The organism is Pseudomonas sp. FP1154 (assembly GCF_030687245.1).
Lineage (GTDB): Bacteria > Pseudomonadota > Gammaproteobacteria > Pseudomonadales > Pseudomonadaceae > Aquipseudomonas > Aquipseudomonas rhizophila.
The window spans coordinates 204,847-224,551 of sequence record NZ_CP117465.1; the positions used below are offsets into that span (position 1 = coordinate 204,847).

A 19,705-nucleotide genomic window follows, 5' to 3' on the forward strand; every position below is an offset into this window, starting at 1 on the left:
TCCATCCCGTTTTGATCAGCAAAGAGTGCCCAGCGTGGAATCAGAAGTCAGTCGAGCCGAACTCATCCATGATCCACGCACGCTGCACGACGACCCATTGCTGGACGGCTTGCTGGCGCTTTGCATGCTCCATCAGAAGCCGGCCAGCGCGGCGATGCTCACCACCGGCCTGCCGTTACCCAAGCAACGGCTGAGCGTCGAATTATTGTCGCGAGCGGCAGCACGTGCCGGTCTGCAAGGCCGGGTGCTGCAACGCAAGCTCGAGCAGATACCGACCATCGCCATGCCGGCCCTGCTGTTGCTCAAGGATGGTCGTAGCGCGGTGTTGCTCGGCTGGGTCGGCGATGACCAGGCGCGTCTGCTGCTCAGCGAAAGTGATGGCGGCGAAGTGACGGTCAGCCGTGAACTGCTGGCCGACGACTACAGCGGCAAAGTGTTCTTCGCTCAACCGCAACACAAATTCGACGTGAACCACGGCACGCTCATTCCTCGGGCGCGTTCGTGGTTCCGCGACACGCTCAAGCGCTCGCGCTGGCTGTACGCCGACGCCATCGCTGCCAGCTTGCTGATCAACATTATCGCCATGGCGGCGCCGCTGTTCGTGATGAACGTTTACGATCGCGTGGTGCCGAACCAGGCCGAGTCCACCCTGTGGGTGCTGGCGATCGGTATTACCGGCGCCTATGTGTTCGACCTGATCCTCAAGATGTTGCGCAGCCTGTGCCTGGACCTGGCCGGCAAGAAAACCGACCTGATCATTTCGGCGACGCTGTTCGAGCGCATCGTTGGCATGGCCATGAAGTATCGCCCGGCACGGGTGGGCAGCTTTGCCCAGAACATCCATGAATTCCAAAGCCTGCGGGACTTTCTCGCCTCGCTGACCCTTACCAGCCTGATTGACCTGCCGTTCACCTTGCTGATTTTCATGGTCATCGCGATCCTCGGCGGGCATCTGGTATGGATTCCGGTGCTGGCCTTTCCGATTGCCCTGCTGATCGGCTACGCCTTGCAAAAGCCCCTGGTGGCGACCATGGAGCGAACCATGGCCCTGGGCGCCGAGCGTCAATCCAGCCTGATCGAAACCCTGGCCGGTCTGGATGCGGTGAAGGTCAACAACGCTGAGAGCGAGCGCCAATACCAGTGGGAACAAACCATCGGCACCCTCAGCCGCCTCGAGCTGCGGGTCAAGATGCTGTCCGGCCTGGCGATGAACATCACCTTGCTGATCCAGCAGTTGGCCGGGGTGATCATGATTGTCTTCGGCGTCTATCAGATCATTGCCGGCAACCTGAGCATGGGTGGGTTGATCGCCTGCTACATGCTCAGTGGCCGCGCCCTCAGCCCGTTGGCGTCGCTGTCGGGTCTGTTGACTCGCTATCAGCAGGCGCGGGTGACCATGGTTTCGGTCGATCAGATGATGGAGCTGCCCCAGGAGCGCAACTTCGAAGAGCGCCCGTTGAGCCGTAAGGTCTTGCAGGGTGCCATCGAATGCCGTCAGTTGAATTTCACCTACCCGAACCAGCAGAACGCTGCGCTGAAGAACATCAACCTGGTGATCAAGCCCGGGGAAAAAATCGGCATCATCGGTCGTAGCGGTTCGGGCAAGAGCTCCCTGGCCAAGTTGCTGGTGGGGCTGTATCAACCGGACGACGGGGCGCTGTTGGTGGATGGCGTGGACATTCGTCAGATCGACGTTAGCGAGCTGCGCTACAACATCGGTTATGTGCCGCAGGATATCCAGCTGCTGGCCGGTACCCTGCGGGACAACCTGACCTCCGGCGCCCGTTACGTCGAGGACGAACTGGTGCTCCAGGCCGCCGAACTTGCCGGTGTGCACGAGTTCGCGCGCTTGCACCCGCAAGGCTATGAACTGCAAGTTGGCGAGCGCGGGCAGAACCTGTCCGGCGGCCAGCGCCAAAACGTCGCCCTGGCCCGCGCGCTGCTGCTCAACCCGCCCATCCTGCTGTTGGATGAACCCACCAGCGCCATGGACAACACCGGTGAGGAACGCTTGAAACAGCGCCTGGCCGCCGTGGTGGAAAACAAGACCGTGCTGCTGGTGACGCATCGGGCATCCTTGCTGTCGCTGGTGGACCGCCTGTTGGTGATCGACCGTGGGCAGATCCTCGCCGACGGCCCGAAAGCCGCGGTGATGGAAGCGTTGAAGAAGGGGCAGATCAGTGTTGCTTAAGTCGGGTTTGAAAAATGCCGTGGGCCGCTATTTCAAGGGTTCGGACTCGCTGCATGGCCAGCCTCTGCCTGAGGTCAACAAAGCCCTGATCGAAGACGCTCCGCGAGTGGTGCGGCTGACGATCTGGGGGATCATCGGCTTCTTTGTCTTCCTGTTGCTGTGGGCCAACTTCGCGCAGGTCGACGAAGTGACCAAGGGCGACGGCAAGGCGATTCCGTCGTCCAAGATCCAGAAGATCCAGAACCTGGAAGGCGGGATCGTTGCCGAGCTGTTTGTCAGCGAAGGGCAGATCGTCGAGGCCGGCGCGCCGTTGATTCGCCTGGATGACACTCGGTTTGTCTCTAATGTGGGGGAGACCGAGGCTGATCGCTTGTCCATGTTGTTGCGGGTCGAGCGGCTGAGTGCCGAAGTCGATGACCGGCCGCTGAACTTCCCGGAGGACGTGCTCAAGGCGGTTCCGCGCCAGGCCGCCAGCGAAGAGTCGCTGTACATCAGCCGCCGCCAACAACTGCACGATGAAATCGGCGGGTTGCAGGAGCAGTTGATCCAGCGTCAGCAGGAGTTGCGCGAGTTTGTTTCCAAGCAGTCGCAGTACCGCTCCGCCCTGTCGTTGCAACGCCAGGAGATCAACATGTCCGAGCCGCTGGTAGCCCAGGGCGCGGTGTCACCGGTGGAAGTGCTGCGGCTCAAGCGGGCTGAAGTCGAAACCCGTGGGCAACTCGACGCCACGACACTGGCGATTCCCCGCGCTGAATCGGCGATCAAGGAAGTGCAGCGCAAGATCGATGAGACGCGCGGCAAGTTCCGCAGCGAAGCCCTGACCCAACTCAATGAGGCGCGTACCGACCTGAACAAGGCCCAGGCCACCGGCAAGGCTTTGGAGGATCGGGTAAGCCGTACACTGGTCACCTCGCCGGTGCGGGGTATCGTCAACAAGTTGCTGGTGAACACCATCGGCGGGGTCATCCAGCCCGGCAGTGACCTGGTGGAAATCGTGCCCCTGGATGACACGCTTCTGGTGGAAGCGAAAATCCGTCCCCAGGACATCGCCTTCCTGCACCCCGGCCAGGACGCCACGGTGAAATTCACCGCGTACGACTACACCATTTACGGTGGGCTGAAAGCCAAGCTGGAGCAGATCGGCGCCGACACCATCACCGACGAAGACAAGAAAACCACTTACTACATCATCAAGCTGCGCACCGAGCGCAGTCATCTGGGCACCCCTGAAAAACCCCTGTTGATCATCCCGGGCATGGTGGCCTCGGTGGACATCATCACCGGCAAGAAAACCGTACTCAGTTACCTACTCAAACCCATCATCAAGGCCCGGGCCGAGGCGTTGCACGAGCGGTAGTGTTTGAACTGCCCCCCTTACCACAAGTGCCGAGTTGTCTGGGCTGACGTCATCGCGAACGGGCTCGCTCCCACAGGGTGACTGGCTGTGTCGCGATAGTGAGTTGCCACGGTTGGACTAGGGGTATCGGAACTGGGCGTTTGTATATCCGGCTGCGGGGTTACCAGTACTCCGGTTTGATAGCGGGGGCTTTGTGGGTGGGTACTCGGGTGGGGAACTGGTGGGATTGGAGTTCCTCGCAGGTGACAACGCGGCGTGTCCAGTGGGCGTGCTGCTTTAGCGAACCTGGAGACGGGCGATTCAGCTCGGCTCTGTGGGGAAGAATGACGCCGACGGTTATTTCAGGAAAGTCTTCTCGTACGGCTCTCAAGGCCGGCGTCATGTCGGTGTCGCTGGATACAAGCACCAACTGCTCCAACCGTTCATGATGCTTCAGTTTCGTTTGCTTGGCAGCGGTTCGATACATGCTGATTGCCATGTGAACATCCGTTTCTTTCTCCTCCAGCTTCCAGATGTCGACTTTGTCGTTGCGAGACGCTTTCGTCTTTCTATCAATAAAGCGAGGGGCCTTGGCAGGTTCAAGTTGATGGTGACCGTAATGGACACAGATATGGGTGCTCTTCAGGGCGCGAATATAAGTGTCTTGCGCTTCTTTTGATGCTTGACCCCGGGTGGCCAATGACGGTTTGACCGAGGAGGTGAAGTAATCAACCGAGGAAGTGGTGCTCTGCGGATTTTCGATATGCGCGATATGCGACAACAGACTTCGCAGATCCAGCCACTTGTAAGGTGTGTCCGCGAGCAGCCCATAGAACAGGTTGTAGCCATCTACAAAAAATGCGGTTCGCACAAGCTCAATCCCCAGAAACGAAAAAACCGGCCTAAGCCGGTTTTTTCACCCCAACGGCCAGAAAATTGAATCTCTGCGTACGGGGTTGAGTAAAGCCATCCTAAGTTGAGCGTGACATGGCGTCAACTGCTGTTTGGTTTACCTTTTTTCACCGGCAGATCAGTGTTGAGCGTATGCGCGGTGGGAGGTCAAACTCATTCTTTGTTTGATCTGTCAGCGTTTGTTACGAAATTGAGGGCTCCTGCGGAGAACACGAGAGATCCATCACCGAAAGCCGTTTTGTATGAGTGGAAGCTCTCAAGATTCTGTGGGATTTGATACCGACTCATCCCAGCAAAAACCGAGCGCTTTTTGATCTCCTCTTTGGTCTTTTTGAAACAAGAGATTGCTTCCTCCTCCCTGCTACTCCCTTGACGCCCCCCACCGCTGTCGTAGACTCCGCCCATCCGTCAGGGAGTAACGGTTATGCGGCGTTCAGGTAGTTGGGTTTGGGGGTTGGTCTTTGTAACGTGCTGTGTGCAGGCGCAGACGCCTGTTTCCGATGATCCGCTGCTCGAGAGCGGCGTCAGGGCCAGTGCACCGAGCGGCAATGAGGCGCGTGGGGTGCTTCGGGCGCGGGATCAGGCGGTGCTTGCCAGTGAGTTGGCCGGACGAATTGTCGAGTTGCCGTTCAGTGAGGGGGAGTCTTTCAAGCAGGGCGATACCCTGGCGCGTTTCGATTGTTCAGCGTACCAGGCTCAGCTCAATGCAGCTCGGGCCGCGAGCCGTGGTGCCAGTGAAGAACTGGCCCATAACAAGCAATTGGCGGCGTTGAAATCGGTCGGGCGTTTCGAAGTGGCGCGCGCCGAGGCCAGGCTCAGCGAAGCGCAGGCGCAGTCCCAGGTTTATCAGGTCCAGGTCAAGCGCTGCAGCGTGATCGCGCCGTTCGATGGACAGGTGGTGGCGCGCGAGGTGCAGCGCTATGAAAGCGTGGCCGCCGGCGCGCCGTTGCTGGACGTGGTGGACAACCGCACCCTGGAAATCCATCTGCTGGTGCCTTCGCGTTGGATGGGCAGGCTCAAGCCGGGCCAGTCCTTCACCTTTGTCCCCGATGAAACCGGCCAGCCGCTGCAAGCGACGGTCAAACGCCTTGGCGCGCGCATCGATGAGGGTAGCCAGACTTTGCTGCTGGTGGCGACGCTGCCTGACGCCAAGGGGCTGTTGTCCGGCATGAGCGGTACGGCGCGTTTCGCGGAGTTCAAGTGAACGCGCCGATCACGGGCAGCGCCGAACAGGTATTTGCCCGATTCCTCGACTTGGAGCGCCAGACGCGGGCTGCGCGTACCCCGGCGCAACTGAGTTACAGCCTGGTCAACGATGGTCAGGCCCTGTTCGGGTTCCGCCATGCCGCGCTGTTGATCGCCGGCAAGGTCCAGGCGGTGACCGGCGTCAGTGCCGTGGATCCGAACGCACCGTTCGTGGCGTTTGTCGAGCAGGCGGTGGCGCAGCTGTTCAAAAAAGGCTTGCTGAACCAGGCCCGGGTAATTGCCGCCGATGGGGTGAGCGACTCCATTCAGGCGGACTGGCGAAGCCTGTCGGCGGGGCAGGTATTCTGGCTGCCGTTGATCGATCATCAGGGGCAGGTGTTCGGCGGTTTGTGGCTGGCCCGTGACCTGCCATGGCCCCCCTCTGAACAAGTGCTGCTGTCGCAACTGGGCGACACCTATAGCCACGCCTGGCTGGCGCTGCAACCGCGCAAACCGTGGCGCTTGCGCTGGACCCGCAAGCGTCAGGTCGCCTTGGTGGCGGTGCTGCTGTTGGGCTTGCTGGTTCCTGTCCGTCAGTCGGTATTGGCCCCGGCCGAAGTGGTGCCGCTGGGCGGGCAGGTGGTGGCGGCGCCTTTGGACGGGGTGATCGCCCAATTCCTGGTCAAACCCAACCAGAGCGTCAAGAGCGGCGACTTGCTGTTGCGCTTCGAAAGCACCAGTCTCAAGGCCCAGGCCGATGTGGCCGAGCGCGTGTTGGGCGTGGCCGAGGCGGAACTCAAGGCCAATTCCCAGCGCTCGTTTGCCGACGCTGAATCCAGTTCGAAGATTGATCTGTTGGCCGCTCGCGTCGAGCAGAAACGCGCCGAACGCGACTATGCAATCGAGTTGCTCAAGCGCAGTGAAGTGCGCGCCGAACGGGACGGTATTGCGGTATTTGCCGATGCAGAGCGTTGGCTCGGCAAGCCGGTGCAGACGGGGGAGCGGTTGATGGAAATCGCCGACCCGAACCAGGCCGAATTGCGTATTGAGCTGGCGGTGGGCGACGCGATTGACCTGGCCCCCGGTGCCCAGGTGGCGTTGTTCCTCGACAGCGACCCGTTGCAGCGACACCTGGCCAGGCTCGAACGTTCGGCCTACGAGGCGCAACCCACAGCTGCCGGGCAACTGGCGTATCGCCTGGACGCGCGTTTCGATGACGCGGCGCCGCGCATCGGCCTGCGGGGCACGGCGAAAATTTTCGGCGATCGCGCCCCGCTGGCGCTGTACCTGTTGCGTCGACCACTGGCCGGCTTGCGCCAGAGCGTGGGTCTGTAGCATGGGACTGCCGAGCCTGCGGCCAGACCTGCAATTGTCCCCGGCGGCCCCGGACCCGGACGGCTCCCCTCAATGGACCCTGGCCGATCCGGTACGCGGGCGCTATTTCAAGCTTGGCGCGGCGGCGATGCGCATGCTGCGGCACTGGTCCCTTGGTGAGCCGGAACAGGTGCTGCAAGCCGCGAACCGTGAGCCGGGCCTTCCGCTCAATAATGAGTCGCTGGAGCAATTGCTGGGCTTTTTGCGAGGTCACGATCTGATCAGCGCCATGGACCCGCAACAGCGCGACAGCTATCAGTTCAAGACGGCCGCCCAGCGCCAGAGCCTGTGGCAGATCCTGCTGCACCAGTATCTGTTTTTTCGCATTCCGTTGTGGCGCCCGGATGCTTTTCTCAATCGCGCCTGGCCGTTTCTCGCACGGTACGGGCCCGCCATCCTGCGGTATGGCATGCCGCTGACCCTGGGCGTGGGTATTTTTCTGGTGTCGCGGGACTGGCAGCGCTTCGTGGCGACGTTTCCGCACCTGTTCAGCCTGGGTGGCGCGCTGGCGTTCGCGGTGGCGTTGTTCTTCGCCAAGTTGTGCCACGAGTTCGGTCATGCCTTCATGGCCAAGCGCGCCGGTTGCCGTGTGCAGAGCATGGGCGTGGCATTCATGGTGCTGTTGCCGATGTTCTACACCGACGTCAGCGACGCCTGGCGGGTCAATGATCGTCGTGCCCGGCTGCTGATCGGCGCCGGCGGTGTACTGGCCGAATTGCTGCTGGCGTGCATCGCGTTGCTGGCCTGGTCGCTGTTGCCCGACGGACCGGCCCGCACCGCAGCGTTCATGTTGGCCAGCGCCACCTGGATCACCACGTTGATCATCAACCTTAACCCCTTCATGCGCTTCGACGGTTATTTTCTGCTCAGTGATTTCTGGGCAGTGGATAACCTCCAGGGGCGAGCGTTTGCGTTGTGCCGCTGGCGTTTGCGTGAAGCCTTGTTCGGTTATGGCGCGCCGGCTCCGGAACCCTGGACGCCGACAATGCGTCGTCGCTTGCTGGTGTGGGGATACGGCGCCTGGTTATGGCGCGCGGCGTTGTTTTTGGGTATTGCCCTGGCGGTCTATCACCTGTTCTTTAAGGTGCTGGGCATTTTCCTGATGTTGGTGGAATTGGTGTGGTTCATTTTTATGCCCATCGTGAACGAATGGCGGCAGTGGTGGAGCCGGCGCGAGCAGGCCCATGGTCCGCGAGTGCTGCTCAGTGGCCTGGTGTTACTGGCGTTGGCGTTGGTGCTGCTGTTGCCCTGGCGTAGCGCCGTGGAGGTGCCGGTCATGCTCGAGGCCGGTCGCGCCAGTGCCTTGCATGCGCCGGTGGCGGCGCGGATCAAACAGGTGAATGTGCATGACGGCCAGACCGTGGCCCAGGGCGATGTGTTGATCGAGCTGGAGTCGCCTGACATGGCCTCGCGCCTGGCGATTGTGCGTCGGGAAATCGAGATCCAGCAGTTGCAGATGCGTCGCCAGGCCGGCCGCAGCGAAACCGCCGCCGATGCCGGTATCGTCGAACAACAACTGGCCGAAGCGGTGGCCGAATACCGGGGCCTGGTCGCCCAGCGTGAGCGCCTGCTGTTACGCGCGCCCCATGCCGGACAGGTGCGTGATCTGTTACCACAGTTGTCGGTGGGGCGCTGGTTGTCGCCCACACAGCCGCTGGCGCGGGTGGTACAGGCCGACTCCCGCTTACGCGGCTACCTGACCGAAGCCGAGCTTTGGCGGGTCGAACCCGGGGCCACGGGGCGTTTCATTGCTGACGATCCGATGCACCCCTCGATTGCCGTGCAATTGAACGAGATCGACACCAATGGCGTGGCCTGGGTCGAGCAACAGGCGTTGACGTCGGATCACCACGGGCCGATCGCGGTACGGCGTGACTCGCAGCAACGGGCGGAGCCGGTGCAGGCGCAATATGGCGTGCGTTTGAGTGCTGTTGATAACACGCCTGCGCCGGCGCAACCGCTGCGTGGCGTAGTGGTGTTGCAGGGGCACGGTGAGTCGGTGTTGGGAGCGACCTGGCGTCGGCTGGCGGCGCTGGGTGTCAGGGAAAGCGGGTTTTAAGGAGCGAGCATGAATTCAGTGGCGGCGGAGGGGTTGGTGGTACGGCCATCGCAGGTCAGCGATGGGCCGTTTTTGCAGAGTCTTTACCAGACGGCGCGAGCGGATCTGCAATGGATCGACGGCGAGCACGAGCAAGTACAGCAGGTGGTTGCTCAGCAATTTCAGGTGCAGGAGCAAGGGCTTGGGGATAACTTCCCCAACGCCATGCATTACGTCGTGGAAAAGCTCGGTACCGCCATTGGCGCCTTGAGTACTGATTTTGGCCCCAATGAAATCCGTGTGTTGTACCTGGCGTTCATTCCCCAGGCGCGCGGGCAAGGTTACGGTCGGGCCGTGTTGCAAGGGGTACAAAAAGCCGCACAACAGATCCGCTGCCCGGTGGCGACCGTGGTCTGGAGCAGTAACCCGCACGCACGCCAGCATTACCTGGCATTGGGCTTTGAAGTGCAGGAGCGCAACCCGGCGGCGGAGCGGCTGGTTTGGTATCCGAAGGGGAACTGAGCTGCATCTGGCTCGTGTGGGAGCGAGCCTGCTCGCGATAGCGGTGGGTCAGTTTGAAGTGATGTTGGCTATGCCACCGTCATCGCGAGCAGGCTCGCTCCCACAAGGGATCATCAGTCTTCAGTTAAACGCAATGTAGAAATACCCCAGCGCCGGATCCCGTCCCATGGGCGGTATCCGCGACACGAACACCTCCTCAATCCGCCCCAGATCGGGCACCTCCAGCGCGCACAGCCCATCTACGAAGTCGGTGCTTTCCAGGCTGTTGAATTCAACGCTGAACGGCATGCGCTCAGCGTTCGGCATCTTCGCCCGTGGTGTTTCCTCAAGGAACTCGAACCGCACGGGCAGGCAGCTGCCGTCGGGCAGGGTCAGGCGGCTGGTCTGGCCCAGCAGCGGTTGAAAATGGCGGCTATGAACCTGTTGCAGCATGTCGACACTCCAAAAGCCGGAGGGCCGCAGCCCTCCGACTGTTCATCAGTTACGGGACGGGAAGAGACCGTTCAAGGCGACACTGAAGTTGATCGCCAGGAACGGGTTCATGATCGCCATCGGCATGCCGCTGCCCGTCGGGGAAATCGTGCCGTCGATGGTGGTGCTCACGCCCTTGACCGGGATCGGCGAGGCACCTATCTGGTCGGAATAGATATTCGCCGCGCCCGGGCCAGTGCCCGAGGTGCCGATGAACGAATTGGTGGCCGTTGGTGTGTTCACCGGGTTGCTGGCCGGGTTCGCCAGTTGCAGGGTGGTGGAGGCGGTGAGTCCCGCCATAGTGTGAGTGTGGGTGGGCAGGTTGTTGAGCGTCGGGGTGACGTTTTCGGTGCCGGCGACTTCGCCGATGACCCGCGGCGTCAGGCCCAGGCCGTTGCCTTGTCCCAAGAGCGTGCGGCCTTGCAGATTGGGGAGCATGAAGTTGGTGGTGCCGTTGCCTCCGTAGTACGTGCCGAGCAGGGAGAACAACGCCTGGTATTGGGAAATGCCGAGTGTCTGCCCGTTGCACAGCGCCCACCCATTGGGGGCGAAGTTAAAGGCGAACGGCTGGATGGTGCCCATAAAGACTTCCATAGATTCCTCATCCCTTCAGATTGTTGGTTTGGCAATGCCGACAGGGACCAAGGAGAGGATTGCGATCAGCCCGACTTCTTCACTCCCTGGCCTGGTCACGCACGGCTGAGCGTAGACCGAGATATTTCATTCTGCTGGGCTGGAAGGGAGGAAAAATGTTGCCCAGGGGCTTAATCGATTCAGGTTCGCATGGCGCCTATACCGTCCATCTTTTTTACAGATCTGGCTGGGTTTGATATCAAAGTAGTACTAGTCGCGGATTATTTCCTCAGCTACGCTTTGCGCTACAAATGGAATACAAACAAGGTGAAGGGATTGCCGCAGTTTCACTTTATTTCCGGTTTACCGCGCTCGGGCTCGACCCTGCTTTCTGCCATTTTGCTGCAGAACCCGCGCTTTCATGCCGGCATGACCAGCCCCGTCGGTTCGCTGTTCAGCAGCGTCCTGCAGCAATGCAGCGCCGGCAGTGAGTTTGGCTCGGTGATCGATACCGACCTGCGCCGTCGCCTGTTGCGCGGGCTGTTCGACTCCTACTACGCCGACAAGGCCGACAAACCCGTCATCTTCGATACAAATCGCCAGTGGTGCGCCCGCTTGCCTGCGTTGCAGGACCTGTTTCCCCAGGCCAAGACCATCGCCTGTGTGCGCAACGTCGCCTGGGTGCTGGACAGCCTGGAGCGGCTTTACCGCGCCAATCCGTTCGAGAACACCAAGCTGTTCAATGACGATGATGAGCGCAACACCGTCTACAGCCGCTGCGAAACCCTGGCCCAGCGCAACCGCCTGGTTGGCTTTGCCTGGACAGCGCTCAAAGAGGCGTATTACGGCGAAAACGCCGAGTCCATGTTGATCGTCGACTATGACCTGTTGAGCCAAGCCCCGGAGCGGGTGATGCGCCTGGTGTACGAGTTCATCGGTGAGCCCTGGTTCGAACACGACTTCAATCACTTGACCTACGACGCACCGGCCTTCGACCAGGCCTTGGGCGTTGCCGGCCTGCACAAGGTCAAGCCCAAGGTCGCGCCGCAAGCCCGGCGGACCTTGTTGCCGCCGGATCTGTTTGAAAAGTATGCCGAGTTGTCGTTCTGGCGCGATGGGTCCGCCAGCGCCGCCAATGTCATTCGTATGAAAACCGACGCCGCGGTCAGTTGACTCGCGGTTTTTTTCATTTGCGTGTTTAAAAAGTTCGAGTCCAGGTGAACGTCATGTGGTGGAGCAAAGGCAAATCGCGGGTAACCGAGGGCGCACAGGCCCTGGCATCGCCAATGATCATGTCCCTGGAGCCGCGAATGCTGTTCGACGGCGCGGTGGCGGCGACCGTGGCCGATGCCGCACAGGCGGACGCCCAGCCCACTGCAGACGCGGCCAAGACGCCTGCGGCTGACCAGGCTTCAGACAGCCACGCGCCTCAAGGGCAGACCGATGCCACCCAGGCCGCTGTGCCCGGCAAGGCCGTGGTGTTTGTCGATTCCCGGGTCAAAGACTCGGCCAGCCTCCTTGAAGGCGTTGCGCCCGGTACCCAGGTGGTGCAACTGGATGCCACCAAGGACGGCCTGCAACAGATCGCCGATTACCTGGACACCCACCAAGGCATCAGCTCGGTGCAGATCATCGCCCACGGCAACGCCGGCGATCTCTGGTTGGGCAACAGCTACCTGTCGGCGGACAACGTTGAGGCCCGCAGCGAGGTGCTGGCGCAGATCGGCCAGGACATGAACGCCGGTGGCGATATTCTGATCTATGGCTGCTACACCGCTGAAGGTGACCGTGGCCTGAGCCTGGTCAATTCACTGGCGCAGTTGACCGGCCGCGACGTGGCGGCGTCCATCGATCGCACGGGCCTTGGCGGCGACTGGGACCTGGAAATCGCCACCGGCAACATCGAAAGCGCCAACGTGCTCTCTGCCAATGCCATGAGCGAGTACCAATGGGGCCTGGCCACCTGGACCGCTACCAACAACCTCAATTCCGGTATTGGTTCTCTGCGCGCCGCTTTGGATTCTGCGCAGAATGGTGACATTGTCACGTTCAATGCCGGCATGACTGTCGCGCTGACCCAGGTGCTGGTGGTCGACAAGAACGTCACCATCGATGGCGATCTCAACAACGACAACGTGGCCGACGTCACCCTCGATGGGCAATACCGCACCCAGATCATCAACGTGACGGCCGGCACCACGGCGACCCTCGATGGCCTGGTGATTACTCGCGGTATGGTGGCGGGTAACGGCGGTAATGGCGGCGACGATGCGCTGGTGTCAAAGGGCGGCGGGATCTATAACGCCGGCACCCTGACCCTGAGGAACGTCACCGTCACCGCGAACGCCGCTTCGGGTGGCGGCGGCGGTGGTGGTGTCACGCCGCAATACGCCGGCGGCGGTGGTGGCGGCGGTGGCGCGATCACTGGCGGTACGGGCGGCAAGGGCGGCGATACCCTCAACGCCACGGGCTCCAACGGCTCGGCCGGCCAGGGCGGCGCCGGGGGGGGCTTCTTCAACATGGGCGGGCGTGGTGGTTCCTCCACCGGCGGGGCTGGCGGTTCCGCGTATCCGGGCTACAGCACGGGCTCCGCAGGCGGTACAGCCGTCAGCGGTGGGCTATCCATCGGTGGCGGTGGCGGTGGCGACGGCTATAACGATATTGGCGGCGCCGGTGGCGGAGCGGTCGGTGGTATCTACAACGACACCGGCGCGACCCTGCGAATCATCGGCAACTCGGTTATTTCCAACAACGTCGGTGCAGGTGGCGGCGGTGGTGGCGGTGGCGCTGGTGGTGGTTACAACCACACGGGCGGTGCCGGCGGCGTCGGTGTCGGGGCCATCTGGAACAAAGGCTCGATCCTGATTACCGCCGCCAACTTCGCCGCCCTGGCCGGCAACGTCGGTGGCAGCGGCGTGGGTGGGACCAGTGCCGGCACCGCGGGTGTTTCGCCGGCGTCGGTGGCCAACGTCTACGGCGACGGCGGCACCATCAACACCAACTATGTGCCGGACGAGACGCCGCCCACCGCGACCGTCGTGGTGGCCAATACCAACCTGAACTCCGGTGGCACGTCGCTGGTGACCATCACCTTCTCCGAAGCTGTCACCGGCCTCACTGCGGCCGACCTGACGGTGCAGAACGGCACCATCGGCACCTTGACCAGCGGCGACGGTGGCATCACCTGGACCGGCACTCTGACCGCGGCCAGCAACATCGCCGACACCACCAACATCATCACCCTGAACAACACCGGGGTTGCCGACCTGGCCGGCAATGCCGGCGTGGGCACCACCGACTCGAACAACTACGTGGTCAACGACACCGTGGCGCCCACGGCGTCCATCGTGGTCAGCGATACTGCCCTTCGGGTCGGTGAAACCTCGTTGGTGACCATCACTTTCTCCGAAGCGGTCAGTGGTTTTACCGCAGCGGACCTGACGGTGGCCAACGGCTCGATCAGCGGCCTGAGCTCCAGCGACGGTGGCATCACCTGGACGGCCACCTTCACACCGGACGCTGCGATCACCGACACTTCCAATCTCATTGTCCTGAATAACACCGGCGTGGCGGACCTCAATGGCAACGCCGGCGTGGGGACGACCAACTCCAACAACTACGCTATCGACACCCTGCGTCCGACAGCGACCATCGTGGTCAGCGACACTGCCCTCAGGGTCGGTGAAACCTCGGTGGTGACCATCACCTTCAACGAGGCGGTGAGCGGTTTTACCACCGCTGACCTGACGGTTGCCAACGGTTCGGTTACCGGGTTGAGCAGCAGCGACGGCGGTATCACCTGGACCGGGACACTGACCCCGAGCGCCAGCATCAGCGACACCACCAACCTGATCACACTGAACAACACCGGCATTGCCGATCTGTCCGGGAACGTTGGCACCGGCACCACCGATTCGAACAACTATGCAATCGACACGCTGCGTCCCACCGCCACCATCGTGGTGGCCGATACTGCGCTAAATATCGGCGAAACATCGCTGGTGACGATCACTTTCAGCGAAGCTGTCACGGGCTTTACCCTGGCAGACCTGACTGTGGCCAATGGCTCCTTGAGCGGGCTGAGCAGCAGCGACGGCGGCATCACCTGGACCGCGACGCTCACCCCGAGCGCCAGCATCAGCGACGCCACCAATCTGATCATCCTGGCCAATACCGGTGTGGCGGACGCGGCCGGTAACACCGGCAGCGGCACCACCAGCTCCAACAACTATGCAGTCGACACCCAGCGACCCACCGCTAGCATCGTTGTGGCCGACACCGCGCTGAGCGTTGGCGAAACATCCCTGGTGACCATCACCTTCAACGAAGCGGTAACAGGCTTTACCGCCGCCGACCTGACGGTCGCCAACGGTACGATCACCGGCCTGAGCAGTGGCGACGGCGGCATCACCTGGACCGGCACGTTGACACCAAGCGCTAGCGTCAGCGACACCAGCAACCTCATCACCCTGGATAACACTGGTGTGGCGGATGCGGCGGGCAACGTCGGTACGGGCACCACTGATTCGAACAACTACGCCATCGACACCGCGCGTCCGACCGCGACCATCGTGGTCGCCGACTCGACCCTTGGCGTCGGCGAAACCTCGCTGGTGACAATTACCTTCAGCGAGGCGGTGACCGGTTTCACCCTGGCCGACCTTACCGTTGCCAACGGCAGCCTGAGCGGGCTGAGCACCAGCGATAACATCACCTACACCGCGACTTTCACGCCGAGCGCGGGCGTCAGCGATAGCACCAACCTGGTCACGCTCAATAACACGGGCGTGGTGGACGGCGCGGGCAACACCGGCAGCGGCACCACCGATTCGAACAACTACGCCGTCGACACCCTGCGTCCGACCGCCACCATCGTGGTCGCCGATACGGCGCTGAGCGTCGGCGAAACCTCGCTGGTGACCATTACCTTCAGCGAGGCGGTCAGCGGGTTCGACAATTCGGACCTGAGCGTCGCCAACGGTACGCTGAGTGCGGTCAGCAGCAGTGATGGCGGCCTTACCTGGACCGCCACCTTCACTCCGGCCCTCGGCGTCACCGACACCTCCAACGTCATCACCCTGAACAACACCGGGGTCAGTGACGCGGCGGGTAACTCCGGCACCGGCACTACCAACTCCAACAATTACCAGGTCGACACCAACGTACCGACGGCGACCATCGTGATTGCCGATACCACCCTGAGCATCGGCGAGACGTCATTGGTCACCGTGACCTTCAACTCGGCGGTCAGCGGGTTCGACAATTCGGACCTGACCGTCAGCAACGGCACGCTCAGCACCATGAGCAGCACCGACGGCGGCGTCACCTGGACGGCCACCTTCACGCCGAGCGCCAGTATTTCCGACACCAGCAACGTGATCACGTTGGACAATACCGGCCTGATCAATGGCGCGGGCAACGCCGGTGTCGGTACTACCGACTCCAACAACTACACCGTCGACCACGGTGCGCCCAACGGCGACTATCGTCGTGGCCGACACCGCCATTGCCGCCGGCGAGACCTCGCTGGTAACCATCACCTTCAGCGAGGCGGTGACCGCGTTCACCAGTGCCGACCTGACGGTTGCCAACGGCGTGATTTCCGGCCTGAGCAGCAGCGACGGCGGCATCACCTGGACCGCGACCTTCACGCCGACCGCTGGCGTCACCGACACCAGCAACGTCATTTCGCTCAATAGCGGCGGTATCGTCGACCTGGCGGGCAACGTCAACGTCGGCACGACCGACTCCAATAACTACAGCATCGACAGCCAGCGTCCGACCGCGACCATTGTGCTGAGCGACTCTGCGCTGAGACCGGGCGAAACCGCTCAAGTGACCATTACCTTCAGCGAGGCGGTGACCGGCTTCACCAACGCCGACCTGAGCGTGGCAAATGGCACATTGAGCGCGGTGAGCAGCAGCGACGGCGGCTTGACCTGGACCGCCACTTTCACGCCGGACCTGGGCGTGACCGACGCCACCAACCTGATCGTGCTGGACAATACCGGTGTGAGCGATGCGGCGGGCAATACCGGAACAGGCACCACCAACTCGGCCAATTATGCCGTGGAGACGCGGGTGCCAACGGCCACCGTCGTGGTGGCTGATAACGCCCTCAGCGTGGGGGAAACCTCGTTGGTGACCATCACCTTCTCGGAGGCCGTCAGCGGTTTTGACAATGCCGACCTGAGCGTGAGCAACGGCACACTGAGCAACGTCTCGTCCACCGACGGCGGCGTGACCTGGACAGCCACGTTCACCCCGACGAGCAATATCACCGATACCAGCAACCTGATCAGCCTGGACACCAGCGGTGTGGTCAACGTGTCGGGCAACAACGGTGTCGGCGTGGTGAACTCCAACAACTACGCCATCGACACGGTTCGCCCCGGCGCCACCATCACAGTGGGCGACACCAGCCTGGGCATCGGCCAGAGCACTACTGTGACCATCAGCTTCACCGAGGCAGTGTCCGGTTTTGACTTGTCGGATCTCAGCGTCGCCAATGGTGTGTTGTCCAACCTCACCAGCAGTGACGGCGGCCTGACCTGGACGGCGACCCTGACGCCTACCGCGGGCGTCAACGATGCCACCAACCTGATCCTGCTCGACGCCAGCAATGTGCAGGACCTGGCCGGCAACGCCGGCGTGGGCATCGCGATTTCCAGCAACTACGCACTCGACGCCACCCGGCCGACGGCCACCATCGTGGTCGCCGACCCGAACCTGACGGCGGGCGAGACGACTCTGGTGACGTTCACCTTCAGCGAACCGGTGACTGATTTCGATCTGTCAGACCTCAGCGTCACCAACGGTGAACTGACCAACCTGACCACCAGCGACGGCGGTAGGACCTGGACGGCAACGTTCACGCCCACGGTGAACCTCACGGACCCGAGCAACTTCATCGCTCTGGACACCAGTAACGTCAGCGACCTGACAGGCAACGCCGGAGCAAGCGTGGCGGTGTCCAACAATTACGCCATCGACACCGTGGTGGCCAACGATGTGAAGCCACCGCCGGAGTTCCTGACGTCCGACCCTGTCACGGTCGTGCCGCCCTCCGAGGTGCCGTTGCAGCCGATTGTCTTTACGCCGCCAACCGGTGACCTCGGCTCGCCGCTGGGCTTTCCACCGCTGTTTGAACAACGCGACGTGGGCGGCGGCATTCGGCCGATCGGCGACATTTTCATCAACCGTGGTGCACTGGCGCCGAGCTATATCGCCCAGGTATTCAGCTCCGACGCTGCGGGCGATGGCTCCGGCCAGGGCTTCCTGGGCTTCGGGGGTGGCGATGGCGGGGTGTTCGGCAGCAGCACGATCGCCGGTCTGTTCAGCCAGGATGCCGGTTCCGATGGTGAATCGCTGGACGCCTTCGACAGCCAGTCGATGCAGGGCGGTGATGGGTCTCAAGGGGTATTCGGCGCACCAACCCTGGGCCAGCAACTTCAACAACTCAAAGACACCGAGCAGCGTCAGGTCGACAGCCTGGCAATGGCATTGCAACAGGTCGGCATGAGCCAGGCGCAGGCCTGAACAACTAAAAAAATTGGGGCAGCCAGGGGCAATCCAGGGAATGAATAGAAGTCAGAAGTTATTCGCAATGAGTGTGCTGGCGTTGACGGTCAGCGGATGTGCGGTCACCAGCGAGCCGATCGAGCGTAGCGTCAGCGAACAGCGCGCCCGGACCGACCTGCAGAATATGTACAAGGATCAGGAGCCCCTCAGCGGCCCGCTGACCCTGCACCAGGCCATGGCCCGTGCGGTGAAGTACAACCTTGAAGGCCGTTTGAAGATCATGGAAGAAGCCCTGGCCAAGCGTCAGCTGGACCTGGCCAGTTTCGACATGCTGCCGCGCATGGCCCTGGACGCGGGCTACGTGGGCCGCAACAACGTCAGCGCTTCCAGCAGCCAGAGTGTGGAAACCGGTACCCAGTCTCTGGAACCGTCGACCTCCCAGGACCGCGATCGCGAAGTAGCCGACCTGACCATGGTCTGGAACGTGCTCGATTTCGGCGTGAGTTACATCAGCGCCAAGCAGGCCGGGGACCAGCGGCTGATCGTGCAGGAGCGTCGGCGCAAAGTCATCAACACCATCGTCCAGGATGTGCGTTCGGCTTACTGGCGAGCCATGGCCGCCGAGCGCCTGCTCAAGCAGATCGACAGCCTGATGGTCCGAGTCGATACGGCCCGCGGCAACAGTCAGAGCATGAGCGAGCAACGCATTGGCGACCCAGTGCAGGCACTGGGTTACCAGCGTTCGCTGATCCAGGCCACCCGCCAGCTCGAAGAGCAGCGCCGGGCGTTGTCCCTGGCCAAGACGGAACTGGCGACGCTGATCAACCTGCCCCTGGGCACCGAGCTGACCTTGGCCACCCAGGATGAGTACGTCATCCCGGAACTCAAGGTCGACCTCGCGCGCCTGGAGCAGGAAGCCCTGACCAGTCGCCCGGAACTGCGCGAGCAGGACTACCAGACGCGCATTACCGCCGCTGAAACCCGCAAGGCCATGCTGCGCCTGTTACCTGGGCTGGAGTTCTCCGCTGGGGGGCATTACGACAGCAACTCGTTCCTGGTGGAGCAGGGCTGGGCTGACTATGGCGTGAAGGTCACCTGGAATCTGTTCAACGTGATCTCCGCCCCGGCGGCCATCAACGTGGCCAAGGCCGGTGAAGAGGTCGCGGCGGCGCGGCGCCAGGCGATGTCGATCGCCGTGCTGGCGCAGCTGTACGTGGCCAATGCCAATTACCGCGAGGCGCTGCGCCAGTTCAAGACCAGCCAGCAGCTGTCGGAGATCGATGGGCAGATCGTGGGTCAACTGCGCAACCGCCATCAGGCCGCCGGCTTGGGTGAGCTGGACCTGATCCAGGGCGAACTCAATACGCTGCAGGCTGACTTGCGGCGGGATCTGGCCTATGCCGACCTGCGCAACGCCTATGGCCAGATCTTTGCCAGCGCTGGCCTCGACCCGTTGCCCGATGAAGTGCAATCGACCCAAGTGCAGTCGATTGCCACGGCGTTGGCCAACCGCGAAGCGGCGTGGGCCCAGGGCGATATCGCGGTGCCGACGGCAGCGGTGACCCAGTAACAGGCCGCACGC

Annotated in this window: 11 protein-coding genes and 1 pseudogene; 9 read left to right on the forward strand and 3 right to left on the reverse strand. The window is 62.2% G+C overall.

The genetic code is table 11. From position 1 onward, the window contains the following. Nucleotides 1-34 precede the first annotated feature (34 nt). Together PSH91_RS00885 and PSH91_RS00890 are read left to right on the forward strand one after the other, a co-directional pair. Nucleotides 35-2,191 carry a type I secretion system permease/ATPase gene (locus tag PSH91_RS00885; RefSeq protein ID WP_047230444.1) on the forward strand — a complete coding sequence of 719 codons (2,157 nt, stop codon included), beginning with the start codon at nucleotides 35-37 and terminating at the stop codon, nucleotides 2,189-2,191. Continuing rightward, the gene (locus PSH91_RS00890) at nucleotides 2,181-3,548 is read left to right on the forward strand and encodes an HlyD family type I secretion periplasmic adaptor subunit (RefSeq protein WP_047230443.1); all 1,368 of its coding nucleotides are present in this window, start codon (nucleotides 2,181-2,183) and stop codon (nucleotides 3,546-3,548) included. The genes PSH91_RS00885 and PSH91_RS00890 overlap by 11 nt, the downstream gene beginning before the upstream one ends. 160 nt (nucleotides 3,549-3,708) lie before the next feature. Here the strand turns inward: PSH91_RS00890 and PSH91_RS00895 are convergent, their stop codons facing one another. Continuing rightward, nucleotides 3,709-4,398 carry an NYN domain-containing protein gene (locus PSH91_RS00895; RefSeq protein WP_047230442.1) on the reverse strand — a complete coding sequence of 230 codons (690 nt, stop codon included), beginning with the start codon at nucleotides 4,396-4,398 and terminating at the stop codon, nucleotides 3,709-3,711. 465 nt (nucleotides 4,399-4,863) lie between these two features. On the opposite strand from PSH91_RS00895, the gene PSH91_RS00900 reads away from it, so the two are divergent. The 4 genes from PSH91_RS00900 to PSH91_RS00915 are packed head-to-tail and all read left to right on the forward strand — an operon-like array spanning nucleotide 4,864 to nucleotide 9,558. Next, a complete protein-coding gene (locus PSH91_RS00900; RefSeq protein WP_305467044.1) occupies nucleotides 4,864-5,643 on the forward strand; it encodes an efflux RND transporter periplasmic adaptor subunit in 780 nt (259 codons plus the stop codon). After that, the gene (locus PSH91_RS00905; protein WP_047230439.1) at nucleotides 5,640-6,959 is read left to right on the forward strand and encodes an efflux RND transporter periplasmic adaptor subunit; all 1,320 of its coding nucleotides are present in this window, start codon (nucleotides 5,640-5,642) and stop codon (nucleotides 6,957-6,959) included. Before PSH91_RS00900 ends, PSH91_RS00905 begins: the two co-directional genes overlap by 4 nt. 1 nt (nucleotide 6,960) lies before the next feature. Continuing rightward, complete coding sequence (locus tag PSH91_RS00910) at nucleotides 6,961-9,057, forward strand: biotin/lipoyl-binding protein (protein WP_107321354.1); 2,097 nt, start codon at nucleotides 6,961-6,963, stop codon at nucleotides 9,055-9,057. 9 nt (nucleotides 9,058-9,066) lie between these two features. After that, nucleotides 9,067-9,558: a GNAT family N-acetyltransferase gene (locus PSH91_RS00915; RefSeq protein ID WP_139048781.1), complete on the forward strand. Its 492-nt coding sequence runs from the start codon at nucleotides 9,067-9,069 to the stop codon at nucleotides 9,556-9,558. Nucleotides 9,559-9,678: 120 nt separating this feature from the next. Here PSH91_RS00915 and PSH91_RS00920 read toward each other — a convergent pair whose 3' ends face one another. Continuing rightward, nucleotides 9,679-9,990, reverse strand: coding sequence for a hypothetical protein (locus PSH91_RS00920; protein WP_160891538.1), 312 nt, complete (start codon nucleotides 9,988-9,990; stop codon nucleotides 9,679-9,681). A gap of 45 nt (nucleotides 9,991-10,035) precedes the next feature. Further along, nucleotides 10,036-10,623, reverse strand: a complete 588-nt coding sequence (locus PSH91_RS00925; RefSeq protein WP_139048783.1) for a phage tail protein — start codon at nucleotides 10,621-10,623, stop codon at nucleotides 10,036-10,038. 306 nt (nucleotides 10,624-10,929) lie between these two features. Here PSH91_RS00925 and PSH91_RS00930 point away from each other — a divergent pair, with 306 nt between their 5' ends. The 3 genes and pseudogenes from PSH91_RS00930 to PSH91_RS00940 all read left to right on the forward strand — a co-directional run bounded on the left by PSH91_RS00930 (nucleotide 10,930) and on the right by PSH91_RS00940 (nucleotide 19,693). Then, nucleotides 10,930-11,775 (forward strand): sulfotransferase, encoded by an 846-nt coding sequence (locus tag PSH91_RS00930; RefSeq protein ID WP_047230434.1) that lies wholly within the window; start codon nucleotides 10,930-10,932, stop codon nucleotides 11,773-11,775. Between the two features lie 53 nt (nucleotides 11,776-11,828). Beyond that, nucleotides 11,829-18,141, forward strand: a pseudogene (locus PSH91_RS00935) (Ig-like domain-containing protein). 40 nt (nucleotides 18,142-18,181) lie between these two features. Beyond that, a complete protein-coding gene (locus PSH91_RS00940) occupies nucleotides 18,182-19,693 on the forward strand; it encodes a TolC family protein (protein WP_076383244.1) in 1,512 nt (503 codons plus the stop codon). Nucleotides 19,694-19,705: the final 12 nt, after the last annotated feature.

Excerpts from the sequence above, each read along its gene's own strand:
- PSH91_RS00900 (WP_305467044.1), top strand. The coding sequence starts at position 4,864 with ATGCGGCGTTCAGGTAGTTGGGTTTGGGGGTTGGTCTTTGTAACGTGC.
- PSH91_RS00910 (WP_107321354.1), top strand. The coding sequence starts at position 6,961 with ATGGGACTGCCGAGCCTGCGGCCAGACCTGCAATTGTCCCCGGCGGCC.
- PSH91_RS00915 (WP_139048781.1), top strand. The coding sequence starts at position 9,067 with ATGAATTCAGTGGCGGCGGAGGGGTTGGTGGTACGGCCATCGCAGGTC.
- PSH91_RS00920 (WP_160891538.1), bottom strand. The coding sequence starts at position 9,990 with ATGCTGCAACAGGTTCATAGCCGCCATTTTCAACCGCTGCTGGGCCAG.
- PSH91_RS00925 (WP_139048783.1), bottom strand. The coding sequence starts at position 10,623 with ATGGAAGTCTTTATGGGCACCATCCAGCCGTTCGCCTTTAACTTCGCC.
- PSH91_RS00940 (WP_076383244.1), top strand. The coding sequence starts at position 18,182 with ATGAATAGAAGTCAGAAGTTATTCGCAATGAGTGTGCTGGCGTTGACG.